Raw genomic sequence first — 18,382 nt, 5'->3', positions numbered from 1 at the left:
TGTCGTCATGGACTGGCAGCGGGACAAATTTCCTGTGCCGGGCCTGCCCGGCATTTTTTTCCCGAGTCGGCGCTTTCGCCGACCTGAAGTAGAGAAAGGAGTGACACCATGCTGGTGATGCGCCCCGCGCAAATGGCTGATCTGGGCGAGGTACAGCGTCTGGCTGCGGACAGCCCGATTGGTGTCACTTCCTTGCCGGATGACGTTGAACGCCTGAGCGACAAGATCGCCGCGAGCGAAGCCTCGTTTGCCGCCGAAGTGAGTTTCAACGGTGAAGAGAGTTACTTCTTCGTCCTCGAAGACTCCGCCACCGGCAAACTGGTGGGCTGCTCGGCGATCGTCGCGTCGGCCGGTTATTCCGAGCCGTTCTACAGCTTTCGCAACGAGACCTTCGTGCACGCTTCCCGCGAGCTGAAGATCCACAACAAGATTCACGTGCTCTCGCAGTGCCACGACCTGACCGGCAACAGCTTGCTGACCAGTTTCTACGTGCAGCGCGAGCTGGTGGGTTCGCCGTGGGCCGAACTCAACTCCCGTGGCCGTCTGCTGTTCGTCGCCAGCCATCCGGAGCGTTTCGCCGATTCGGTGGTGACCGAGATCGTCGGTTACAGCGACGAGAACGGCGACTCGCCATTCTGGGACGCCATCGGTCGCAACTTCTTCGACCTGAACTACGCCGAGGCCGAGCGTTTGTGTGGCCTGAAAAGCCGCACATTCCTCGCCGAACTGATGCCGCATTACCCGATCTACGTGCCGCTGCTGCCGGACTCCGCTCAGGAAGCGATGGGCCAGGTGCACCCGCGTGCGCAGATCACCTTCGACATCCTGATGCGCGAAGGCTTCGAGACCGATCACTACATCGACATTTTCGACGGCGGCCCGACCCTGCATGCGCGCGTTTCGGGGATCCGTTCGATCGCCCAGAGCCGTGTGGTGCCGGTGAAGATCGGCGAGCCGGTCAAAGGTGCCGGGCGCCAGTATCTGGTGGCCAATGCTCAGTTGCAGGATTACCGCGCGGTATTGCTGGAACTGGATTACGCACCGGGCAAGCCGGTGACCCTGGATCTGGAAGCGGCCGAAGCCCTGGGCGTCGGTGAAGGTGCCAGCGTGCGCCTGGTGGCGGTTTAACGCCTTAGCGAGTTTCACGGGTGGCCACGGCGGCCCGTTTGAGGAGATAGCATGATTGTTCGTCCCGTACGCAGCAGCGATTTGTCTGCTCTGATCGACCTGGCCCGCAGCACCGGCACCGGCCTGACCACCTTGCCGGCCAACGAAGAGCGCCTGACTCACCGGGTCGGCTGGGCCGAGAAGACCTTTCGCGGTGAAGCCGGCCGTGGCGACGCGGACTACCTGTTCGTGCTCGAAGACGACAATGGTCGCGTGGTGGGGATTTCCGCCATCGCCGGCGCCGTCGGTCTGCGCGAGCCTTGGTACAACTTCCGCGTCGGCCTGACTGTCAGCGCCTCGCAGGAGCTGAACATCTATCGCGAGATCCCGACGCTGTTCCTGGCCAACGACCTGACCGGCAACTCCGAGCTGTGCTCGCTGTTCCTGCACGCCGATTACCGCACCGGCCTCAACGGTCGCATGCTGTCCAAGGCGCGGATGCTGTTCATCGCCGAGTTCCCTGAGTTGTTCGGCAACAAGATCATCGCCGAGATGCGCGGCGTATCCGATGAAGCGGGCCGTTCGCCGTTCTGGGAAAGCCTGGGCCGTCACTTCTTCAAGATGGAATTCAGCCAGGCCGATTACCTGACCGGCGTCGGCAACAAGGCGTTCATTGCTGAGCTGATGCCGAAATTCCCGCTGTACACCTGCTTCCTGTCGCCGGACGCACGCAACGTCATCGGCCAGGTGCACCCGGACACCGAGCCGGCGCTGGCGATGCTCAAGAGCGAAGGCTTCAGCTATCAGGGTTACGTCGACATCTTCGACGCCGGTCCAGCCATCGAGTGCGAGACCAGCAAGATCCGCGCGGTGCGTGACAGCGAGGCGCTGGTGCTGGCCATCGGCACGCCGGGCGACGACGCGACGCCGTTCATCATCCATAACCGCAAACGCGAAGACTGCCGCATCACGGCTGCGCCGGCCCGTCTGGCCGCCGGTACGCTGGTGGTCGATCCGCTGACCGCCAAACGTCTTCAACTCAACGCTGGCGATCAGGTACGCGCCGTGGCGTTGTCTGCTGCCCGGGAGTCGAAATAATGAATTCGCTATACATCGCAGGTGAGTGGCTGGCCGGTCAGGGCGATGCTTTTCAATCGCTGAACCCGGTGACCCAGCAAGTGCTGTGGTCGGGGGAGGGCGCCACTGCCGCTCAGGTCGAGTCGGCCGTGCAGGCTGCGCGTCAGGCGTTCCCGGGCTGGGCCCGTCGGACGCTCGAAGAGCGCATCAGTGTGCTCGAGGCGTTCGCCGCTGCGCTGAAAAACCACGCCGACGAACTGGCCCGCACCATCGGTGAGGAAACCGGCAAGCCGTTGTGGGAAGCCGCGACCGAAGTCACCAGCATGGTCAACAAGATCGCGATCTCGGTGCAGAGCTACCGCGAACGTACCGGCGAAAAGAGCGGCCCGTTGGGCGACGCCACCGCCGTATTGCGCCACAAGCCCCACGGCGTGGTGGCAGTGTTCGGCCCTTACAACTTCCCCGGCCATTTGCCGAACGGCCACATCGTGCCGGCGCTGCTGGCCGGTAACAGCGTGCTGTTCAAGCCAAGCGAGCTGACCCCGAAAGTCGCCGAGCTGACGGTCAAGTGCTGGATCGAAGCCGGTCTTCCGGCTGGTGTGCTGAACCTGCTGCAAGGCGCCCGCGAAACCGGTATCGCTCTGGCGGCGAATCCGGGCATCGACGGTCTGTTCTTCACCGGTTCGAGTCGTACCGGCAATCACCTGCACCAGCAGTTCGCCGGTCGTCCGGACAAGATCCTCGCGCTGGAAATGGGCGGCAACAACCCGCTGGTGGTCGATGAGGTCGCTGACCTCGATGCCGCGGTGTACACGATCATTCAATCGGCGTTCATTTCCGCCGGTCAGCGCTGCACCTGCGCCCGTCGTCTGCTGGTGCCGCAAGGTGCGTGGGGCGACAGTCTGCTCAAGCGTCTGGTGGACGTCAGCTCGACCATCGAGGTCGGCGCGTTTGATCAGCAGCCGGCGCCGTTCATGGGCTCGGTGGTTTCCCTCGGCGCGGCGAAAGCGTTGATGGATGCCCAGGCGCATTTGTTGGCCAACGGCGCTGTTTCGCTGCTGGCAATGACTCAACCACAGGCCCAGTCGGCGTTGCTGACCCCGGGCATCGTTGATGTGACGGCGGTTGCCGATCGCTCCGACGAAGAACTGTTCGGCCCGTTGCTGCAAGTGATCCGCTACGCCGATTTCGCGGCGGCGATTGCCGAAGCCAACGACACCGCGTTTGGCCTGGCCGCTGGCCTGCTGTCGGATTCCGAAGAGCGCTATCAGCAGTTCTGGCTGGAAAGCCGCGCCGGTATCGTCAACTGGAACAAGCAACTGACGGGTGCTGCGAGCAGCGCGCCGTTCGGCGGTGTCGGCGCTTCGGGCAACCATCGCGCCAGCGCCTACTACGCGGCGGATTACTGCGCGTACCCGGTGGCCTCGCTGGAAACCCCGAGCCTGGTATTGCCGGCGGCCCTGACGCCTGGCGTGAAGATGGCGTGAGGCGCGTCGCGCCTCGATTGCACTCGATTGTTATTTGATGCCTATAAAAACAGATTCTCGTGGAGCCTCGCTGATGAAATCCTTTGAAGTCAATTTTGACGGTCTAGTGGGGCCGACCCATAACTACGGTGGTCTGTCCTACGGCAACGTTGCGTCCCAGAGCAACAGCCAGCAGTCCTCGAACCCGAAGGAAGCGGCGCTGCAAGGCCTGGCGAAAATGAAAGCGCTGATGGAAATGGGCTTTCAGCAGGGCGTCCTCGCACCCCAGGAACGTCCGGACGTGGCCGCTCTGCGCCGTCTGGGTTTCAGCGGCACCGATGCCCAGGTGATCGAGCGCGCCGCGAAAGAAGCGATGCCGCTGCTGGTCGCCAGCTGCTCGGCGTCGAGCATGTGGGTGGCCAACGCCGCCACGGTCAGCCCGAGTGCCGACACCGCCGATGGTCGCGTGCACTTCACCGCCGCCAACCTGAACTGCAAATATCACCGCAGCATCGAGCACCCGACCACCAGTCGCGTACTGGGTGCGATGTTCGCCGACCAGCAGCACTTCGCTCACCACGCCGCATTGCCGGCAGTGGCACAGTTCGGCGACGAAGGCGCAGCCAACCACACACGTTTCTGCCGTGAGTACGGCGATGCCGGCGTCGAGTTCTTCGTGTTCGGTCGCAGTGCGTTCGACACCCGTTACCCGGCGCCGCAGAAATACCCGGCGCGCCAGACCCTCGAAGCGTCGCAAGCGGTCGCCCGTCTGCACGGCCTGCGTGACGACGGCGTGGTCTACGCACAGCAGAATCCGGCGGTGATCGATCAGGGCGTTTTCCACAACGACGTGATCGCGGTGGGCAACGGCGAGGTGCTGTTCTATCACGAGGACGCATTCCTCGACACCGAGAACATGCTGGCAGAACTGCAAGCCAAACTGGCCAAGGTCGGCGGCAAGTTCCAGTCGGTCTGCGTGCCGCGTTCGGCGGTCACCGTGGACGATGCGGTGCGTTCCTATCTGTTCAACAGCCAGTTGCTGTCGCGCCCTGATGGTTCGATGTTGCTGATCGTGCCGGAAGAGTGCCGTGGCAACGAGCGCGTATGGAACTATCTGCAAGGCCTGACCAGCTCCGGCGGCCTGATCCGCGAAGTGAAGGTCTTCGACCTCAAGCAAAGCATGCAGAACGGCGGTGGCCCGGCGTGTTTGCGACTGCGCGTCGCGCTCAACGAAACCGAACTGGCGGCCGTCAACCCAGGGGTTATCATGACCGCCCCGTTGTACGGTTCGTTGACCGCATGGGTTGAAAAGCACTATCGCGACCGTCTGAGCGAAAGCGATCTGGCGGATCCGCAATTGCTGCTTGAATGCCGGACGGCACTGGATGAACTGACGCAAATCCTTAAACTGGGCGCGGTTTATCCATTCCAGATCAATTGATGACCGGTGCGCCGCTTCGTCGCGACGCACGGTTCCATCTCCCCAAGAGAGCGTAAAACATGAGCGATTCCCTGCAGCTGATCCTTGAAGACACCGACGGCACGCAACTGCAAACGTCCTGCACCCGCGTCGCGGTCATGTGGCAAGGCAAAGAGCTGTGGATCCAGCAGGACGGCCGCGGCCAGCTGCTGATCGGCGTGGACGTCGAAGAAGGCGACGAAGAGTACGCCAACCTGCTGCTGCGCCCATTGGCGACTAATCTGGTAAGTCTGCAACTGGAGATGGAACCGGCTGACCTCGGCGACGATGACGGTCACGTGCACGGCCCAGATTGCAACCACGACCACTAAGGAAACCGCTCTATGCTCGCCCTCGGCAAACTGCTTGAACTGACCCTCGCCGGCCGCGAACCGGCGGAGAAGACTCAACTGACTGTCGAAGGCGTGCGCATGCGCTGGCTGAGCGAGGGTGCGCTGGAAGTCCGGCCACCCGAAGCGCGCGACAATGGCCTGGACCTGTTGCTGTCGGCAGGCATCCACGGCAACGAAACGGCACCGATCGAATTGCTCGACCGGCTGCTGCATGACATCGCCCGCGGCGACTTGAAGCCGCGCGCACGCATTCTGTTCCTGTTCGGCAACCCGGAAGCGATTCGCAAGGGCGAGCGTTTCATCGAACAGGATGTCAATCGGCTGTTCAACGGCCGTCACGAACAAAGCAGCGGTTCCGAAGCCCTGCGCGCCTGCGAGCTGGAACGCCTGGCCGCGAGCTTCTTCAGCGTGCCGGATCGTCAGCGACTGCACTACGACCTGCACACGGCGATTCGCGGTTCGAAGATCGAACAGTTTGCGTTGTATCCGTGGAAGGAAGGGCGCCAGCACTCCCGCCTTGAACTGGCCCGCCTGCGCGCCGCCGGCATGGAGGCGGTGCTGTTGCAGAATAAACCGTCGATCGTCTTCAGTTCCTACACCTACGACAAGCTCGGTGCCGAGTCCTTCACCCTGGAACTGGGCAAGGCGCGGCCGTTCGGGCAGAACGCCGGGGTCAATGTGTCGCTGCTGGAAACCCGTCTGAAGCAGATCATCGAAGGCACCGAGCCTGAGATGGCCGAGCAGGGCCTGGACGGTCTGCAACTGTTCAGCGTGGCCCGGGAAATCATCAAGCACAGTGACTCGTTCCGCCTGAACCTGCCGGCGGACATCGAAAACTTTTCGGAACTGGATGTGGGTTATGTGCTGGCCGAAGACCTGGCCAATACCCGCTGGATCATCGAAGAGCAGGGCGCGCGGATTATTTTCCCGAACCCCAAGGTCAAGAACGGCCTGCGGGCGGGCATTCTGATCGTGCCGACCACTGACGAAAATCTCGCCTGAAACTGAATCTCCCCCACGCAGCGCGCGGGGGAGATCGTTATTGCATCAGACCGCTACAGCACGCGGCTCGGTGCGGCGCAGCGCACGCACTTTCTGCAGCGTATCCGCGCAAGTCTTCGCCGCTTCCTGACCCTTGTGCACGAAATGCTCGAAGAAGAACTTGTAGTGTTCTTCGCCGGCATGGAAGTGGTGCGGGGTCAGGGATACCGAGAACACCGGCACTTCGGTTTCCAGCTGAACCTGCATCAGGCCGCTGACCACCGACTGGGCGACGAACTCGTGACGGTAGATCCCGCCGTCCACCACCAGGGCGGCGGCAACGATACCGGCATAACGGCCGGTCTTGGCCAGCAGCTTGGCGTGCAGGGGCATTTCAAAGGCGCCGCCGACTTCGAAGAAATCGATGTCCGATTCCTGATAACCCTGAGCGATCATTTCGGCGAGGAAGCCTTTACGGCTCTGATCGACGATTTCCTTGTGCCAGCAGGCCTGGATGAACGCGACGCGCTCGCCGTGAGGGTGTTTGCTTTTGCTGTCGATAGCGGTGGGTTGCATGTTCTGACTCCTGTTTGTGTGAAAAACAGGGCGTTATGAATCGAAAGGGATTCAAGGGTACGCACGCTCGCGCGAACACGGCGGACGGCCCTTTGGCGTCAATCCCGTTCTCTCTTCATCCGGACTGTGACCGTCGGCCCCGGAATCACACCGGGTCTGCTGACCTTGCCGCCGCTCACGGTTTTTGCCGTGCCCGTCACCAAGCGCTCGCGGGCTATGCGCATTGCGCGCAATTACCGCCGGTGGGGAATTGCACCCCGCCCTGAGAACGTTTCGCCGCCCTTTATCGGGCGGCGCAGCGTTTTTATCACAGATTGCCGGGCTGTGCATTGCGCCTTTGTGATGATTGCCATCGGTTTTTTCGGAGCGTGGAAACGACTTTTCCTTGCGCAAGGGTTGATTAATCTGCGCCATGCCCGCAGTAATTCCTCTACGAAAAGGGATTTCCCCTGCTGACCAGAGGCCAGGTTCATGAGCGTTATCGATCTTCGCAGCGACACCGTCACCCAACCGACTCCCGCCATGCTGGACGCGATGACCCGTGCCGACACCGGTGACGACGTGTATGGCGAAGATCCGACGGTCAATCGTCTGGAAACCGAACTGGCAAAACGGTTGGGTTTTGCCGCCGCGCTGTTCGTGCCGACCGGCACCATGAGCAACCTGCTGGGCTTGATGGCCCATTGCGAACGCGGTGATGAATACATCGTCGGGCAGCAGGCGCATACCTATAAGTACGAGGGCGGCGGCGCAGCGGTGCTCGGCTCGATCCAGCCGCAGCCGCTGGAAGTGCAGGCCGATGGCTCGCTGGACCTGGATCAGGTGGCAGCGGCGATCAAGCCTGATGATTTCCACTTCGCCCGCACCCGCCTGCTGGCACTGGAAAACACCATGCAGGGCAAGGTGTTGCCGATGGAGTATCTGGCCCGGGCGCGTCAGTTCACTCGGGACAATGGCCTCCAGTTGCATCTGGACGGTGCGCGGCTATACAACGCGGCGGTCAAGCTCGGGGTCGATGCCCGTGAGATCACGCAGCACTTCGATTCGGTATCGGTGTGCCTGTCCAAAGGCCTCGGCGCGCCGGTCGGTTCGGTGCTTTGCGGTTCGGCCGAGTTGATCGGCAAGGCGCGGCGCCTGCGCAAAATGGTCGGCGGCGGCATGCGTCAGGCCGGATTGCTGGCGGCGGCAGGTTTGTATGCGCTGGATCACAACGTCGAGCGTCTGGCGGATGACCATGCCAATGCGCAATTCCTGGCCGAAGGCCTGCGCGAGGCCGGTTTCACCGTCGAGCCAGTGCAGACCAACATGGTTTACGTGCAGATGGGCGACCGTGCCGAGGCGATCAAGGCGTTTGCCGCCGAGCGCGGGATTAAACTGAGCGCTGCCGCCCGTCTGCGGATGGTCACGCACATGGACGTCAATCGCTCGCAAATCGAGCAAGTGATCGCGACATTCGTCGAGTTTTCGCGCAAGTGACAGCGTTAGCCCCTCAATTGACCGTTTCTATCGTATAAACACGCTGTACCCCGCGCGCAGGGCCGATATAATGCGGCCCTTTGCCGTCGTTTCGTCTGTTGACGTTTCGTACAGGCCTTTGGCCGCAGCCTCCGTGGAAGAACCTAATGAAAAGCGCAGAAATCCGTGAAGCCTTCCTTCGCTTCTTCGAAGAGCAAGGCCACACCCGTGTAGCCTCCAGCTCTTTGATTCCGGGCAACGACCCAACCCTGCTGTTCACCAACGCGGGGATGAACCAGTTCAAGGACTGCTTCCTGGGCCAGGAAAAGCGCGCGTACACCCGCGCCGTCTCCAGCCAGAAATGCGTGCGCGCCGGCGGCAAGCACAACGACCTGGAAAACGTCGGTTACACCGCCCGTCACCACACCTTCTTCGAAATGCTGGGTAACTTCAGCTTCGGCGATTACTTCAAGCGTGATGCCATCACCTACGCCTGGAACTTTCTGACCTCCGAGAAGTGGCTGAACCTGCCGAAGGAAAAGCTGTGGGTCACCGTCTACGCCAGCGATGACGAGGCCTACGACATCTGGACCAAGGAAGTCGGTGTGCCGGCCGAGCGCATGGTGCGCATCGGCGACAACAAGGGTGCGCCTTACGCCTCCGACAACTTCTGGACCATGGGCGATACCGGCCCGTGCGGTCCTTGCACCGAGATTTTCTACGATCACGGCGCCGACATCTGGGGCGGCCCGCCGGGCTCGCCGGAAGAAGACGGCGACCGTTACATCGAAATCTGGAACAACGTGTTCATGCAGTTCAACCGCACCGCCGATGGCGTGTTGCACCCGCTGCCAGCGCCGTCGGTGGACACCGGCATGGGCCTGGAGCGGATCAGTGCCGTGCTGCAGCACGTTCACTCGAACTATGAAATCGACCTGTTCCAGAGCCTGCTGGCTGCTTCGGCCAAGGCCATCGGTTGCAGCAACGATAATCAGGCGTCCCTGAAAGTCGTGGCTGACCACATCCGTTCCTGCGGCTTCCTGATTGCCGACGGCGTGCTGCCGTCCAACGAAGGCCGTGGCTACGTGCTGCGCCGGATCATCCGTCGCGCCTGCCGTCACGGCAACAAGCTGGGCGCCAAGGGCAGCTTCTTCTACCAGATCGTTGCCGCTCTCGTGGCCGAGATGGGCGAAGCATTCCCGGAGCTGAAATCCCAGCAGGCGCACATCGAGCGCGTACTGAAAGCCGAAGAAGAGCAATTCGCCAAGACCCTGGAGCAGGGCCTGAAAATCCTCGAGCAGGATCTGGCCGAACTCAAGGGCGACGTGGTTCCAGGCGACGTAGTGTTCAAACTCTACGACACCTACGGTTTCCCGATGGACCTGACCGCGGACATCGCCCGCGAGCGCAGCCTGACCATCGACGAAGCCGGTTTCGAGCGTGAAATGGAAGCCCAGCGCGTCCGTGCACGTTCCGCCAGCTCCTTCGGCCTGGACTACAACAGCCTGGTCAAGGTTGATGTCGATACCGAATTCACCGGCTACCACGCTACCAGCGGTTCGGCGAAAGTCGTTGCTCTCTATAAAGATGGCCAGTCCGTGGACGTCTTGAGTGAAGGGCAGGAAGGCGTTGTGGTGCTGAACCAGACCCCGTTCTACGCCGAATCCGGCGGCCAGGTCGGTGATTGCGGTTACCTGCAGGCCGGCAACAGCCGTTTCGACGTGCGCGACACCACCAAGACCGGCGGCGCATTCCTGCACCACGGCGTACTGGCGTCGGGCAGCCTGATCGTTGGCGCGCCGGTGGAAACCCACGTCGAAGCCGACGTGCGTCACGCCACTTCGTTGAACCACTCGGCCACGCACTTGCTGCACGCCGCATTGCGAAAAGTGCTGGGCGATCACGTTCAACAGAAAGGCTCGCTGGTCGACAGTCAGCGCCTGCGTTTCGACTTCAGTCACTTTGAAGCGATCAAGCCTGAGCAGATCAAGGCTCTGGAAGACATCGTCAACGCCGAAATCCGCAAGAACTCCGCCGTTGAAACCGAAGAAACCGACATCGAAACCGCCAAGCAGAAAGGCGCCATGGCGCTGTTCGGCGAGAAGTACGGCGACAACGTGCGCGTGCTGAGCATGGGTGGTGATTTCTCCGTCGAGCTGTGTGGCGGTATCCACGCCAACCGTACCGGCGACATCGGCCTGCTGAAAATCATCAGCGAAGGCGGTGTGGCATCGGGTGTGCGTCGTATCGAAGCGGTCACCGGCGCTGCGGCGCTGGCTTACTTGAACGCTGCTGAAGAACAACTCAAGGAAGCGGCCAGCCTGGTCAAGGGCAGCCGCGAAAACCTGATCGACAAGCTGTCGGCCGTACTGGAGCGCAACCGCGCGCTGGAGAAGCAGCTCGAGCAGTTGCAGGCCAAGGCCGCTGCTGCCGCAGGCGACGATCTGTCGGCCTCGGCCGTGGACGTCAAGGGCGTGAAAGTTCTGGCCGTGCGTCTGGATGGTCAGGACGGCAAGGCGCTGCTGGCGCTGGTCGATCAGCTGAAAAACAAACTCGGCCGCGCAGTGATCCTGCTCGGCAGTGTCCATGAGGAAAAGGTCGTACTGGTTGCAGGCGTGACTAAGGACCTGACTGGCCAACTCAAAGCCGGTGATTTGATGAAACAGGCTGCTGCGGCAGTGGGCGGGAAGGGCGGTGGTCGTCCGGACATGGCGCAGGGCGGCGGTGTCGACGCCGGCGCACTGGATAGCGCACTGGCGCTGACCGTTCCATTCGTCGAGCAGGGTTTATAAGACGGTCTGTCGGGCCCGCAGTCTAGTGGCGGGCCCGGCGGCTGTTCGAGTGATTATTGGGCGCCCTTCATGGGCAGAGGCGGCTTTGAAATGGCTTTGATCGTACAGAAATTTGGAGGCACCTCGGTCGGCACTGTCGAGAGAATCGAGCAGGTCGCCGACAAGGTTAAGAAATTCCGTGATGCCGGCGATGACCTGGTGGTTGTGCTGTCTGCAATGAGCGGCGAAACCAACCGTCTGATCGATCTGGCCAAGCAAATCAGTGGCGAAGATCAACCGGTTCCGCGTGAACTGGACGTGATCGTTTCCACCGGTGAGCAGGTGACGATCGCCCTGTTGGCCATGGCGCTGATCAAGCGCGGTGTGCCGGCGGTGTCGTACACCGGCAACCAGGTGCGGATCCTGACGGACAGTGCGCACAATAAAGCGCGTATCTTGCAGATTGATGACCAGAAGATTCGCGGTGATCTGAAGGCCGGTCGTGTGGTTGTGGTCGCCGGTTTCCAGGGCGTCGACGAGCACGGCAACATCACGACCCTGGGTCGTGGCGGTTCCGACACCACCGGCGTGGCGCTGGCCGCTGCGTTGAAGGCTGACGAATGCCAGATCTACACCGACGTCGATGGTGTCTACACCACCGACCCGCGTGTGGTATCGGTTGCTCAGCGTCTGGACAAGATCACGTTCGAAGAGATGCTGGAAATGGCCAGCCTCGGTTCCAAGGTGCTGCAGATCCGTGCCGTGGAGTTTGCCGGCAAGTACAACGTTCCGCTGCGCGTACTGCACAGCTTCAAGGAGGGTCCGGGCACCCTCATTACTATTGATGAAGAGGAAACCATGGAACAGCCGATCATTTCCGGCATCGCTTTCAATCGCGATGAAGCCAAGCTGACCATCCGTGGCGTGCCAGACACCCCGGGCGTGGCGTTCAAGATTCTCGGCCCGATCAGTGCCGCGAACATCGAAGTCGACATGATCGTGCAGAACGTCGCGCACGATAACACCACCGACTTCACCTTCACCGTGCACCGCAACGACTACCAGTCCGCGCAGACCGTGCTGGAAAACACCGCTCGCGAGATCGGTGCCCGTGAAGTCGTCGGCGACACCAAGATCGCCAAGGTCTCGATCGTCGGCGTCGGCATGCGTTCCCACGCAGGCGTGGCCAGCCGCATGTTCGAATCCCTGGCGAAGGAAAGTATCAACATCCAGATGATCTCGACTTCGGAAATCAAGGTTTCCGTCGTGATCGAAGAGAAATACCTGGAACTGGCCGTGCGCGCCCTGCACACGGCTTTCGAACTGGATGCTCCAGCCCGTCAGGGCGAGTAATCCTGGTCAATGAAGGGCGCGGTCTGACCGCGCCCTTTATTTTTTGAATGGCGCGAGCCCTGAACTGTTCTTTTGCTCGCGCTGGTCAATACTCAGGCATGTAGGGCTACGATCGCTCCGGTTGTAGGTCGGGTGCCTTTTTTTTGCAGACTGTTGTCCCTGAAATGATTCGCGTGAGGAGAAAGGTATGCTGATTCTGACTCGTCGGTGCGCAGAAAGCCTGATTATCGGTGATGGCGAAATCACCGTGACCGTGCTCGGCGTCAAAGGAAATCAAGTGCGTATCGGCGTCAATGCCCCGAAAGAGGTCGCCGTGCACCGTGAGGAAATCTACCTGCGTATAAAGAAAGAGAAGGACGAAGAACCAAGTCATTAATTTTTATTGATTTTTATGTTTGCAAACGGGGAAAAGGTTGGTTAAGATACGCCCCGTGTTGCGGAGAGCTGGCCGAGTGGCCGAAGGCGCTCCCCTGCTAAGGGAGTACACCTCACAAGGGTGTCGGGGGTTCGAATCCCCCGTTCTCCGCCATTATTTGCTTAGTACGTTGTAATCTGGCTTTTTCTGTAAGTTGTTGAAATTAGTAGAAAAAGTGGTTGGAATAGAGATTAGACGGGCTATAATGCGGCGCAACAAATGCACTCGTAGCTCAGCTGGATAGAGTACTCGGCTACGAACCGAGCGGTCACAGGTTCGAATCCTGTCGAGTGCACCATTTAAGAGTCAGTTGCAGCAATGTAAGTGACTCGGCTTCAACCAGGTGTGATCTGGTCTAACAAACACAAATGCACTCGTAGCTCAGCTGGATAGAGTACTCGGCTACGAACCGAGCGGTCACAGGTTCGAATCCTGTCGAGTGCACCATTTAAGAGTTAGTTGCAGCAATGTAAATAACTTGGCTTCAGCCAGTTGTGGTCTGGTCTAAAAACACAAATTGCACTCGTAGCTCAGCTGGATAGAGTACTCGGCTACGAACCGAGCGGTCACAGGTTCGAATCCTGTCGAGTGCACCATATACCAGAAAGCCCGCGTTTAACGCGGGCTTTTTGCTGTCCGGGATTTGAGTTTTCCTGTCACGCATCCTTTCTCATCAAAATCGACCTGAGCACTGCGGCCTCGCTTGAGGTCGTAACGATAAGTCGTTGCCGAATTGCGGATGCTGATCTTGTCAGGCTTTCCCAGGGCGCTTTCAACATCCTGCTGGCTCATGCCGGCGATGATTCGTTGATTGATGATTGCTTCGCGCTTCTGTCGTGCGTCGATCAGGTCTCCGCATTTGTCTTGGGTGCGCCCTACGACGGCCATTTCCCGCTTTCTGATATTCATGCCGGATATTTCTTCGTGTCGGGCTTCGGGTATCAATGCCACTGTCGAGCCGGGCGAGTAGGGGCGTACCTCCTGAAGTGAAAGGCGCTCATTGTTGGCGCAACTCAGCGTCGTGAATGTGAGGCTGCCGTCAGCAGCTTCGCAGCGGTGAAGTGTCGTTGTGTTCCCTGTGGATGGGAGGCAGAGCAGGGTGGTCAGCATGAGTCGGGATGTTTTCGATGGCATTCGGCGTCCTCCATGACGATCCCTTTCAAGCGTAGCCGGCAGTTTTTTCAGCGCCGGTGTGTTTTCTTTTCAGGATGAGTCGTCGGAGTCTGAAGAGTCAGGACGGCGCTCAGCTTTGTCTCGCAAGCGCTTGTTTCAGCCTAGATTTTTAACGTTTAAAACCGTCAGGCGGTGTATCATTGCGCCCGTCAGCCCCGCCGGGGCTTATGGAAAACTTCCATGGACTTACCCAGTAGATACTCAGTACCCCGTTTTACCAATCATGAATTGACTGATTGATCCTTCCGGCGTGCCCCGCTGCTGGGAGTGGAGTTCGCCTATGTCCGAAATCGAAGTAAAGAAAACACAGGAAAGCCTGCAGGATCGCCTGGCTCAGGTCGTTGAGCTGCTGCAGCGCCAGCGGGTCGTCGAAGACCTGACTCACCGCCAGGAAGGCGCACATCATGACCGGGTCGAGAACCTGGTCCACCGGCAAAATCTCGTCGAGCTGCAACGCAAGCTCGATGATCTGCACTCCGCCGACGTTGCCTACATTCTTGAAGCCCTGCCGCTGGACGATCGTCTGACGCTCTGGCAGTTGGTCAAGGCTGATCGCGACGGCGACATTCTTCTCGAAGTATCCGACTCCGTCCGTGAAACGCTGATCGCCGACATGGACGATCACGAGCTCCTGGCTGCTGCCAAGGACATGGATGCCGACGAACTTGCTGACCTGGCCTCCGAGCTGCCGCGAGACGTCGTCCATGAGCTGATGGAGACTCTGGATCAGCAGCAACGCGAGCGCGTGCGTTCGGCTCTCTCCTACGACGAGGAGCAGGTCGGTGCGCTGATGGACTTCGAGATGGTGACTATCCGCGAGGATGTCAGCCTCGAAGTGGTCCTGCGTTACCTGCGCCGTCTCAAAGAGCTGCCGGGTCATACCGACAAGCTGTTCGTGGTCGATTACGACGGTGTGCTCAAGGGCGTGCTGCCGATCAAGCGATTGCTGGTCAATGATCCGGAGAAACAGGTTTCCGAAGTGATGGCCAGCGATCCGGTGAGTTTCCACCCGGACGAAGATGCCTACGACGCCGCTCAGGCGTTCGAGCGTTACGACTTGATCTCGGCACCGGTGGTCGACAAGAACGGCAAGCTGATCGGTCGTCTGACCATCGACGAAATGGTCGATCTGATTCGTGAGGAGAGCGAAAGCGAAGTCCTCAACATGGCGGGGCTGCGGGAAGAGGAAGATATTTTCGCTTCCGTCTGGAAATCCCTGCGCAACCGTTGGGCGTGGCTGGCGATCAACCTGATCACGGCGTTCGTCGCGTCGCGGGTGATCGGCCTGTTCGAAGGGTCGATCGAGAAGCTGGTGGCGCTGGCCGCTCTGATGCCGATTGTGGCGGGTATCGGCGGTAACTCCGGCAACCAGACGATCACCATGATCGTTCGCGCCATGGCACTTGATCAGGTCAGCACGGGTAATACTTCGCGTCTGATGCGCAAGGAGCTCGCCGTTGCGTTGATCAACGGCCTGGTCTGGGGTGGAGTGATCGGTGTAGTGGCTTACATGCTCTACGGCAGTTGGTCGCTTGGCGTGGTGATGACGGCAGCGATGACGCTCAACCTGCTGCTGGCGGCGTTGATGGGGGTGTTGATCCCGATGACGCTGGCCAAGATGGGGCGCGACCCGGCAATGGGGGCTAGCGTGATGATCACGGCCATGACCGATAGTGGTGGCTTCTTCATCTTCCTGGGGCTGGCGACGATTTTCCTGCTCTGATCTCCTGTATCGAACAGCCCGCCGATTGGCGGGCTTTTTTTCGTCCTTGAAATCCCGGATTGCGGGCAAAAAAAAGCCAGCATTCATGCTGGCTTGAGATATTCGATTTGACTCAGGATGCGTCTGCGGCCATTTCGGCATCGTGGGCGATCAGCGAAACCAGTGCGTTCTGCTGGCGGTGGGAGAGTTGACGGAAGCGTTGCAGTAACTCGCGTTCGTGCAGCGAAAGCTCCGGGCTGTCGAGGCGCATGCTCAGCTCTTCGCCCAGTGCGCCTTCCTGAATAAGACTCTGCTCAAGGCGCGCAATGATCTCGGAGTTCATGCTGCGATGATGATTGCGAGCCACCTCGGCAATGCGTTCACGCATTCCGTCTGGCAGGCGTACGACGAACTTGTCAGCCGTACGGCTGGAATAAATTGCCTGTTTCAATGGGCGCATATATTTAACCGGTTAGTTCAGGGGAGCGGTTCTCGGGATTGGCCGCAGGATGAGTCGTAGGACAAGCATCCGCGCCAAATGGTTCAACCTGAATTGTTAAGAGGCTCGCATCATGCCTCAAAATTGCCAGATCATTGGCGTCAATTCTGTGACAAATATTGATCTGGGTAAAGGCGTAATGCCAGCACCAATTATCAGAAATGCGGACTGGTTTGAAAAGAATGAGCCGGCCCGTATCTCTGACCGCGTCCTGATGTGCAGGAACTGATGCCCGAAGGCGCCAGACCGTGCATGCTATGCGGCTAGAATCCTTGTTCCTTACCTTGTACAGGATAGTGGCAAATGGCCGATTTACTAGGGGCGTACACCTGCTCGGGGGCGTTTTCAGGATGGATGGCAAGCTTATTTATCTGATGGGGCCATCTGGCTCGGGCAAGGACAGCCTTATCGAGGCTGCGCGTGAGCGTTTGCATCTGCTGAATTGTGAGGTCATGCGCCGCGTCATTACTCGGTCGGCGGAATCTGTGGGGGAGGATGCGCTCAGTGTCACTCCTGAGGAGTTTGATCGACGCCGACGCGCCGGTGAATTTTCATTGTCATGGCAGGCGAACGGACTCTCCTATGGTATTCCTGCTGAAATGGACCAATGGCTGAAAACAGGGCGCCACGTATTGGTAAACGGATCGCGCGCGAATCTGCGCCAAGCACTGGAGGGTTATCCGACGCTGTTGCCGGTTTTGTTGACTGTCAGGGAAGAGGTGTTGCGGGAGCGTCTGCTTAAGCGTGGACGAGAGACGCTTGAGCAAATCAATGCCAGGCTTGCTCGCAACGCCTTGTTCCTGGAAAGGAGGTCAATCAGCAGGCCTGTGTTCCATCTCGACAATTCTGGCGAGTTGGCGGTGGCCGCTGATTATTTTGTGGAGTGGGTGAAGCTCAACGTAGTACCGGATCAAATTTGAACTTGCGGCCGGCTGCCAGTGCAAGCAAGAACAGCACTGCAAAAACGGCGCAACCGATCAGGGGCGGGGTGACTTCGGTTTGTTCGAACAGCGAAAAATGCAGGGCGCCGCTCAATAAGGCGAGGATCAAAAATCCTGCCGCTGACTTGGACATTCTGTACTCCTGAAGATGATTCAAAACACCAGGCGATCGATTGATTTGGCTTGCGACGTCTCGAGAGGGTCGCTGACTTCTTGCGAGTGGCTGCGCTGGTCACTCAGCACTGCCCACTGTGGCGCCTTTTGTACCTGCAAGTAATGCGGCATGCGCTGTGCAACCGGTTCAGTGCTCTCGGGGGCAAAGTGAAAGCCCACCAGAATCGTTAAAGCGATCGCGTTTGCAAGCAAGAGGGGGCGGTTCATGAGGCTGATCTCCGATCGTTCTTCTGCAGAGCAGCGAAGCAGTCGTCATGCCAACAGTTTAACCGCTGTTAAGTCCTTAAAAAACAATGATTTAAGAGGGTGGTTAAAAAATGGCGCATTGCAATGTGCAATGACGGTTATTTTTTGATGATGCAAATTGCACGGTAAATCGCCCTTCGAGATTGCGGGGCGCCTGCCTACACTTAAAATGCCCTACGGACGACATGACAAATCAGGGTTCGGCCGTTAACATGCTCGCCGTCCGTCGCGCAGCGTCTGCAAGCGACAACGTGTATGTCTCAGTAGCTCAATTGGATAGAGCATCCCCCTCCTAAGGGGAAGGTTGGCAGTTCGAACCTGCCCTGGGACACCATCTATACAAAACCTTCTTTGTTGATGTCCGCCGGTCTCACGGTTGATTACCGCTGTCTGTTGTTTTCATACTCCTTTGATTTGCTGAAGCGGCGCGGGCTGGTTGTGTCTCGTGGGTGGCTCATTGCTTCTGAATCGAACCTCAGCTTCCTGTCTTGTATTGCTTGGCTTTGCGTTTTCATGGAGCCCGAATGTTCTTCTCTCTATATAGAGGAGCATGAGGGGGGCAGTTGCTCGTTGCGCTGAATGCGCGCTGATTGGATCTTTCGACGGTACTGAGCTTCTGACTGATAGAAAAATC

The 18,382-nt window shown here is 59.4% G+C and carries 18 protein-coding genes, 5 tRNA genes and 1 riboswitch; of the genes, 18 read left to right on the top strand and 5 right to left on the bottom strand.

The window, feature by feature from the left end; all coding sequences use genetic code 11:
* The first annotated feature begins 108 nt into the window (after positions 1-108).
* From aruF to astE, 6 genes are all read left to right on the top strand, one after another.
* Positions 109-1,128, top strand: a complete 1,020-nt coding sequence (gene aruF / locus M5B44_RS10570; protein ID WP_059404897.1) for an arginine/ornithine succinyltransferase subunit alpha — start codon at positions 109-111, stop codon at positions 1,126-1,128.
* A gap of 51 nt (positions 1,129-1,179) precedes the next feature.
* The gene (gene astA, locus M5B44_RS10565) at positions 1,180-2,205 is read left to right on the top strand and encodes an arginine N-succinyltransferase (protein ID WP_027612638.1); all 1,026 of its coding nucleotides are present in this window, start codon (positions 1,180-1,182) and stop codon (positions 2,203-2,205) included.
* Positions 2,202-3,671, top strand: coding sequence for a succinylglutamate-semialdehyde dehydrogenase (gene astD, locus M5B44_RS10560; RefSeq protein WP_248739402.1), 1,470 nt, complete (start codon positions 2,202-2,204; stop codon positions 3,669-3,671). Before astA ends, astD begins: the two co-directional genes overlap by 4 nt.
* Before the next feature lie 73 nt (positions 3,672-3,744).
* A complete protein-coding gene (gene astB, locus M5B44_RS10555) occupies positions 3,745-5,091 on the top strand; it encodes an N-succinylarginine dihydrolase (protein ID WP_248739129.1) in 1,347 nt (448 codons plus the stop codon).
* Between the two features lie 59 nt (positions 5,092-5,150).
* Complete coding sequence (locus M5B44_RS10550) at positions 5,151-5,441, top strand: hypothetical protein (protein ID WP_011335531.1); 291 nt, start codon at positions 5,151-5,153, stop codon at positions 5,439-5,441.
* 12 nt (positions 5,442-5,453) lie between these two features.
* A complete protein-coding gene (gene astE, locus M5B44_RS10545) occupies positions 5,454-6,464 on the top strand; it encodes a succinylglutamate desuccinylase (protein ID WP_085709724.1) in 1,011 nt (336 codons plus the stop codon).
* Between the two features lie 45 nt (positions 6,465-6,509).
* On the opposite strand, the gene M5B44_RS10540 is transcribed toward astE, so the two are convergent.
* Positions 6,510-7,019, bottom strand: coding sequence for a 6,7-dimethyl-8-ribityllumazine synthase (locus M5B44_RS10540; RefSeq protein WP_134827824.1), 510 nt, complete (start codon positions 7,017-7,019; stop codon positions 6,510-6,512).
* A gap of 102 nt (positions 7,020-7,121) precedes the next feature.
* Positions 7,122-7,293: riboswitch (FMN riboswitch) on the bottom strand.
* Positions 7,294-7,490: 197 nt separating this feature from the next.
* Between M5B44_RS10540 and ltaE the strand changes: the two genes are divergently transcribed.
* The 8 genes from ltaE to M5B44_RS10500 all read left to right on the top strand — a co-directional run bounded on the left by ltaE (position 7,491) and on the right by M5B44_RS10500 (position 13,609).
* Complete coding sequence (gene ltaE / locus M5B44_RS10535; RefSeq protein ID WP_248739128.1) at positions 7,491-8,495, top strand: low-specificity L-threonine aldolase; 1,005 nt, start codon at positions 7,491-7,493, stop codon at positions 8,493-8,495.
* A gap of 146 nt (positions 8,496-8,641) precedes the next feature.
* Entirely contained in the window at positions 8,642-11,266 is a 2,625-nt protein-coding gene (gene alaS / locus M5B44_RS10530; protein WP_114884912.1) for an alanine--tRNA ligase, read from the top strand.
* A 90-nt stretch (positions 11,267-11,356) separates the two neighbouring features.
* Positions 11,357-12,598 carry an aspartate kinase gene (locus M5B44_RS10525; RefSeq protein ID WP_007951048.1) on the top strand — a complete coding sequence of 414 codons (1,242 nt, stop codon included), beginning with the start codon at positions 11,357-11,359 and terminating at the stop codon, positions 12,596-12,598.
* 187 nt (positions 12,599-12,785) lie between these two features.
* Positions 12,786-12,974 (top strand): carbon storage regulator CsrA, encoded by a 189-nt coding sequence (gene csrA, locus M5B44_RS10520; RefSeq protein ID WP_002554426.1) that lies wholly within the window; start codon positions 12,786-12,788, stop codon positions 12,972-12,974.
* A 62-nt stretch (positions 12,975-13,036) separates the two neighbouring features.
* Positions 13,037-13,127, top strand: a tRNA-Ser gene (locus tag M5B44_RS10515).
* Positions 13,128-13,234: 107 nt separating this feature from the next.
* Positions 13,235-13,311 (top strand) — tRNA-Arg (locus M5B44_RS10510).
* Positions 13,312-13,383: 72 nt separating this feature from the next.
* Positions 13,384-13,460: transfer RNA gene (locus M5B44_RS10505), tRNA-Arg, on the top strand.
* Positions 13,461-13,532: 72 nt separating this feature from the next.
* A tRNA-Arg gene (locus tag M5B44_RS10500) sits at positions 13,533-13,609 on the top strand.
* A 19-nt stretch (positions 13,610-13,628) separates the two neighbouring features.
* Here M5B44_RS10500 and M5B44_RS10495 read toward each other — a convergent pair.
* Positions 13,629-14,147, bottom strand: coding sequence for a cell envelope protein SmpA (locus tag M5B44_RS10495; RefSeq protein ID WP_248739127.1), 519 nt, complete (start codon positions 14,145-14,147; stop codon positions 13,629-13,631).
* 319 nt (positions 14,148-14,466) lie between these two features.
* Between M5B44_RS10495 and mgtE the strand changes: the two genes are divergently transcribed.
* On the top strand, positions 14,467-15,909 hold the full coding sequence (gene mgtE / locus M5B44_RS10490; protein WP_085709728.1) for a magnesium transporter: 1,443 nt from the start codon (positions 14,467-14,469) through the stop codon (positions 15,907-15,909).
* Between the two features lie 112 nt (positions 15,910-16,021).
* Here the strand turns inward: mgtE and M5B44_RS10485 are convergent, their stop codons facing one another.
* Positions 16,022-16,348 (bottom strand): Arc family DNA-binding protein, encoded by a 327-nt coding sequence (locus tag M5B44_RS10485; protein ID WP_003178899.1) that lies wholly within the window; start codon positions 16,346-16,348, stop codon positions 16,022-16,024.
* 389 nt (positions 16,349-16,737) lie between these two features.
* Between M5B44_RS10485 and phnN the strand changes: the two genes are divergently transcribed.
* Positions 16,738-17,307: a phosphonate metabolism protein/1,5-bisphosphokinase (PRPP-forming) PhnN gene (phnN, locus tag M5B44_RS10480; protein WP_248739126.1), complete on the top strand. Its 570-nt coding sequence runs from the start codon at positions 16,738-16,740 to the stop codon at positions 17,305-17,307.
* Here the strand turns inward: phnN and M5B44_RS10475 are convergent.
* Positions 17,282-17,461: a PA3371 family protein gene (locus tag M5B44_RS10475; RefSeq protein ID WP_134827818.1), complete on the bottom strand. Its 180-nt coding sequence runs from the start codon at positions 17,459-17,461 to the stop codon at positions 17,282-17,284. The two genes, phnN and M5B44_RS10475, sit on opposite strands and share 26 nt — an antisense overlap.
* Positions 17,462-17,481: 20 nt before the next feature.
* Complete coding sequence (locus M5B44_RS10470) at positions 17,482-17,709, bottom strand: hypothetical protein (protein ID WP_248739125.1); 228 nt, start codon at positions 17,707-17,709, stop codon at positions 17,482-17,484.
* On the opposite strand from M5B44_RS10470, the gene M5B44_RS10465 reads away from it, so the two are divergent.
* Both M5B44_RS10465 and M5B44_RS10460 read left to right on the top strand, forming a co-directional pair.
* Positions 17,708-17,857, top strand: a complete 150-nt coding sequence (locus M5B44_RS10465; RefSeq protein ID WP_248739124.1) for a hypothetical protein — start codon at positions 17,708-17,710, stop codon at positions 17,855-17,857. The genes M5B44_RS10470 and M5B44_RS10465 overlap by 2 nt on opposite strands.
* A gap of 148 nt (positions 17,858-18,005) precedes the next feature.
* Positions 18,006-18,082 (top strand) — tRNA-Arg (locus M5B44_RS10460).
* Positions 18,083-18,382 lie beyond the last annotated feature (300 nt).

Origin of the sequence: Pseudomonas sp. MWU12-2029 (assembly GCF_023242425.1) — a bacterium.
Lineage (GTDB): Bacteria > Pseudomonadota > Gammaproteobacteria > Pseudomonadales > Pseudomonadaceae > Aquipseudomonas > Aquipseudomonas kribbensis.
Note: the sequence above shows the minus strand (reverse complement) of the source record. Positions and strands in the feature narration are given on the sequence as shown.

Coding starts and splice junctions, on each gene's coding strand:
- astB (WP_248739129.1), top strand. CDS start 3,745: ATGAAATCCTTTGAAGTCAATTTTGACGGTCTAGTGGGGCCGACCCAT.
- alaS (WP_114884912.1), top strand. CDS start 8,642: ATGAAAAGCGCAGAAATCCGTGAAGCCTTCCTTCGCTTCTTCGAAGAG.
- M5B44_RS10465 (WP_248739124.1), top strand. CDS start 17,708: ATGAGGCTGATCTCCGATCGTTCTTCTGCAGAGCAGCGAAGCAGTCGT.
- M5B44_RS10475 (WP_134827818.1), bottom strand. CDS start 17,461: ATGTCCAAGTCAGCGGCAGGATTTTTGATCCTCGCCTTATTGAGCGGC.
- M5B44_RS10540 (WP_134827824.1), bottom strand. CDS start 7,019: ATGCAACCCACCGCTATCGACAGCAAAAGCAAACACCCTCACGGCGAG.
- mgtE (WP_085709728.1), top strand. CDS start 14,467: ATGTCCGAAATCGAAGTAAAGAAAACACAGGAAAGCCTGCAGGATCGC.
- M5B44_RS10485 (WP_003178899.1), bottom strand. CDS start 16,348: ATGCGCCCATTGAAACAGGCAATTTATTCCAGCCGTACGGCTGACAAG.
- aruF (WP_059404897.1), top strand. CDS start 109: ATGCTGGTGATGCGCCCCGCGCAAATGGCTGATCTGGGCGAGGTACAG.
- astE (WP_085709724.1), top strand. CDS start 5,454: ATGCTCGCCCTCGGCAAACTGCTTGAACTGACCCTCGCCGGCCGCGAA.
- M5B44_RS10470 (WP_248739125.1), bottom strand. CDS start 17,709: ATGAACCGCCCCCTCTTGCTTGCAAACGCGATCGCTTTAACGATTCTG.
- astA (WP_027612638.1), top strand. CDS start 1,180: ATGATTGTTCGTCCCGTACGCAGCAGCGATTTGTCTGCTCTGATCGAC.
- ltaE (WP_248739128.1), top strand. CDS start 7,491: ATGAGCGTTATCGATCTTCGCAGCGACACCGTCACCCAACCGACTCCC.
- phnN (WP_248739126.1), top strand. CDS start 16,738: ATGGATGGCAAGCTTATTTATCTGATGGGGCCATCTGGCTCGGGCAAG.
- M5B44_RS10495 (WP_248739127.1), bottom strand. CDS start 14,147: ATGCCATCGAAAACATCCCGACTCATGCTGACCACCCTGCTCTGCCTC.
- M5B44_RS10525 (WP_007951048.1), top strand. CDS start 11,357: ATGGCTTTGATCGTACAGAAATTTGGAGGCACCTCGGTCGGCACTGTC.
- csrA (WP_002554426.1), top strand. CDS start 12,786: ATGCTGATTCTGACTCGTCGGTGCGCAGAAAGCCTGATTATCGGTGAT.
- M5B44_RS10550 (WP_011335531.1), top strand. CDS start 5,151: ATGAGCGATTCCCTGCAGCTGATCCTTGAAGACACCGACGGCACGCAA.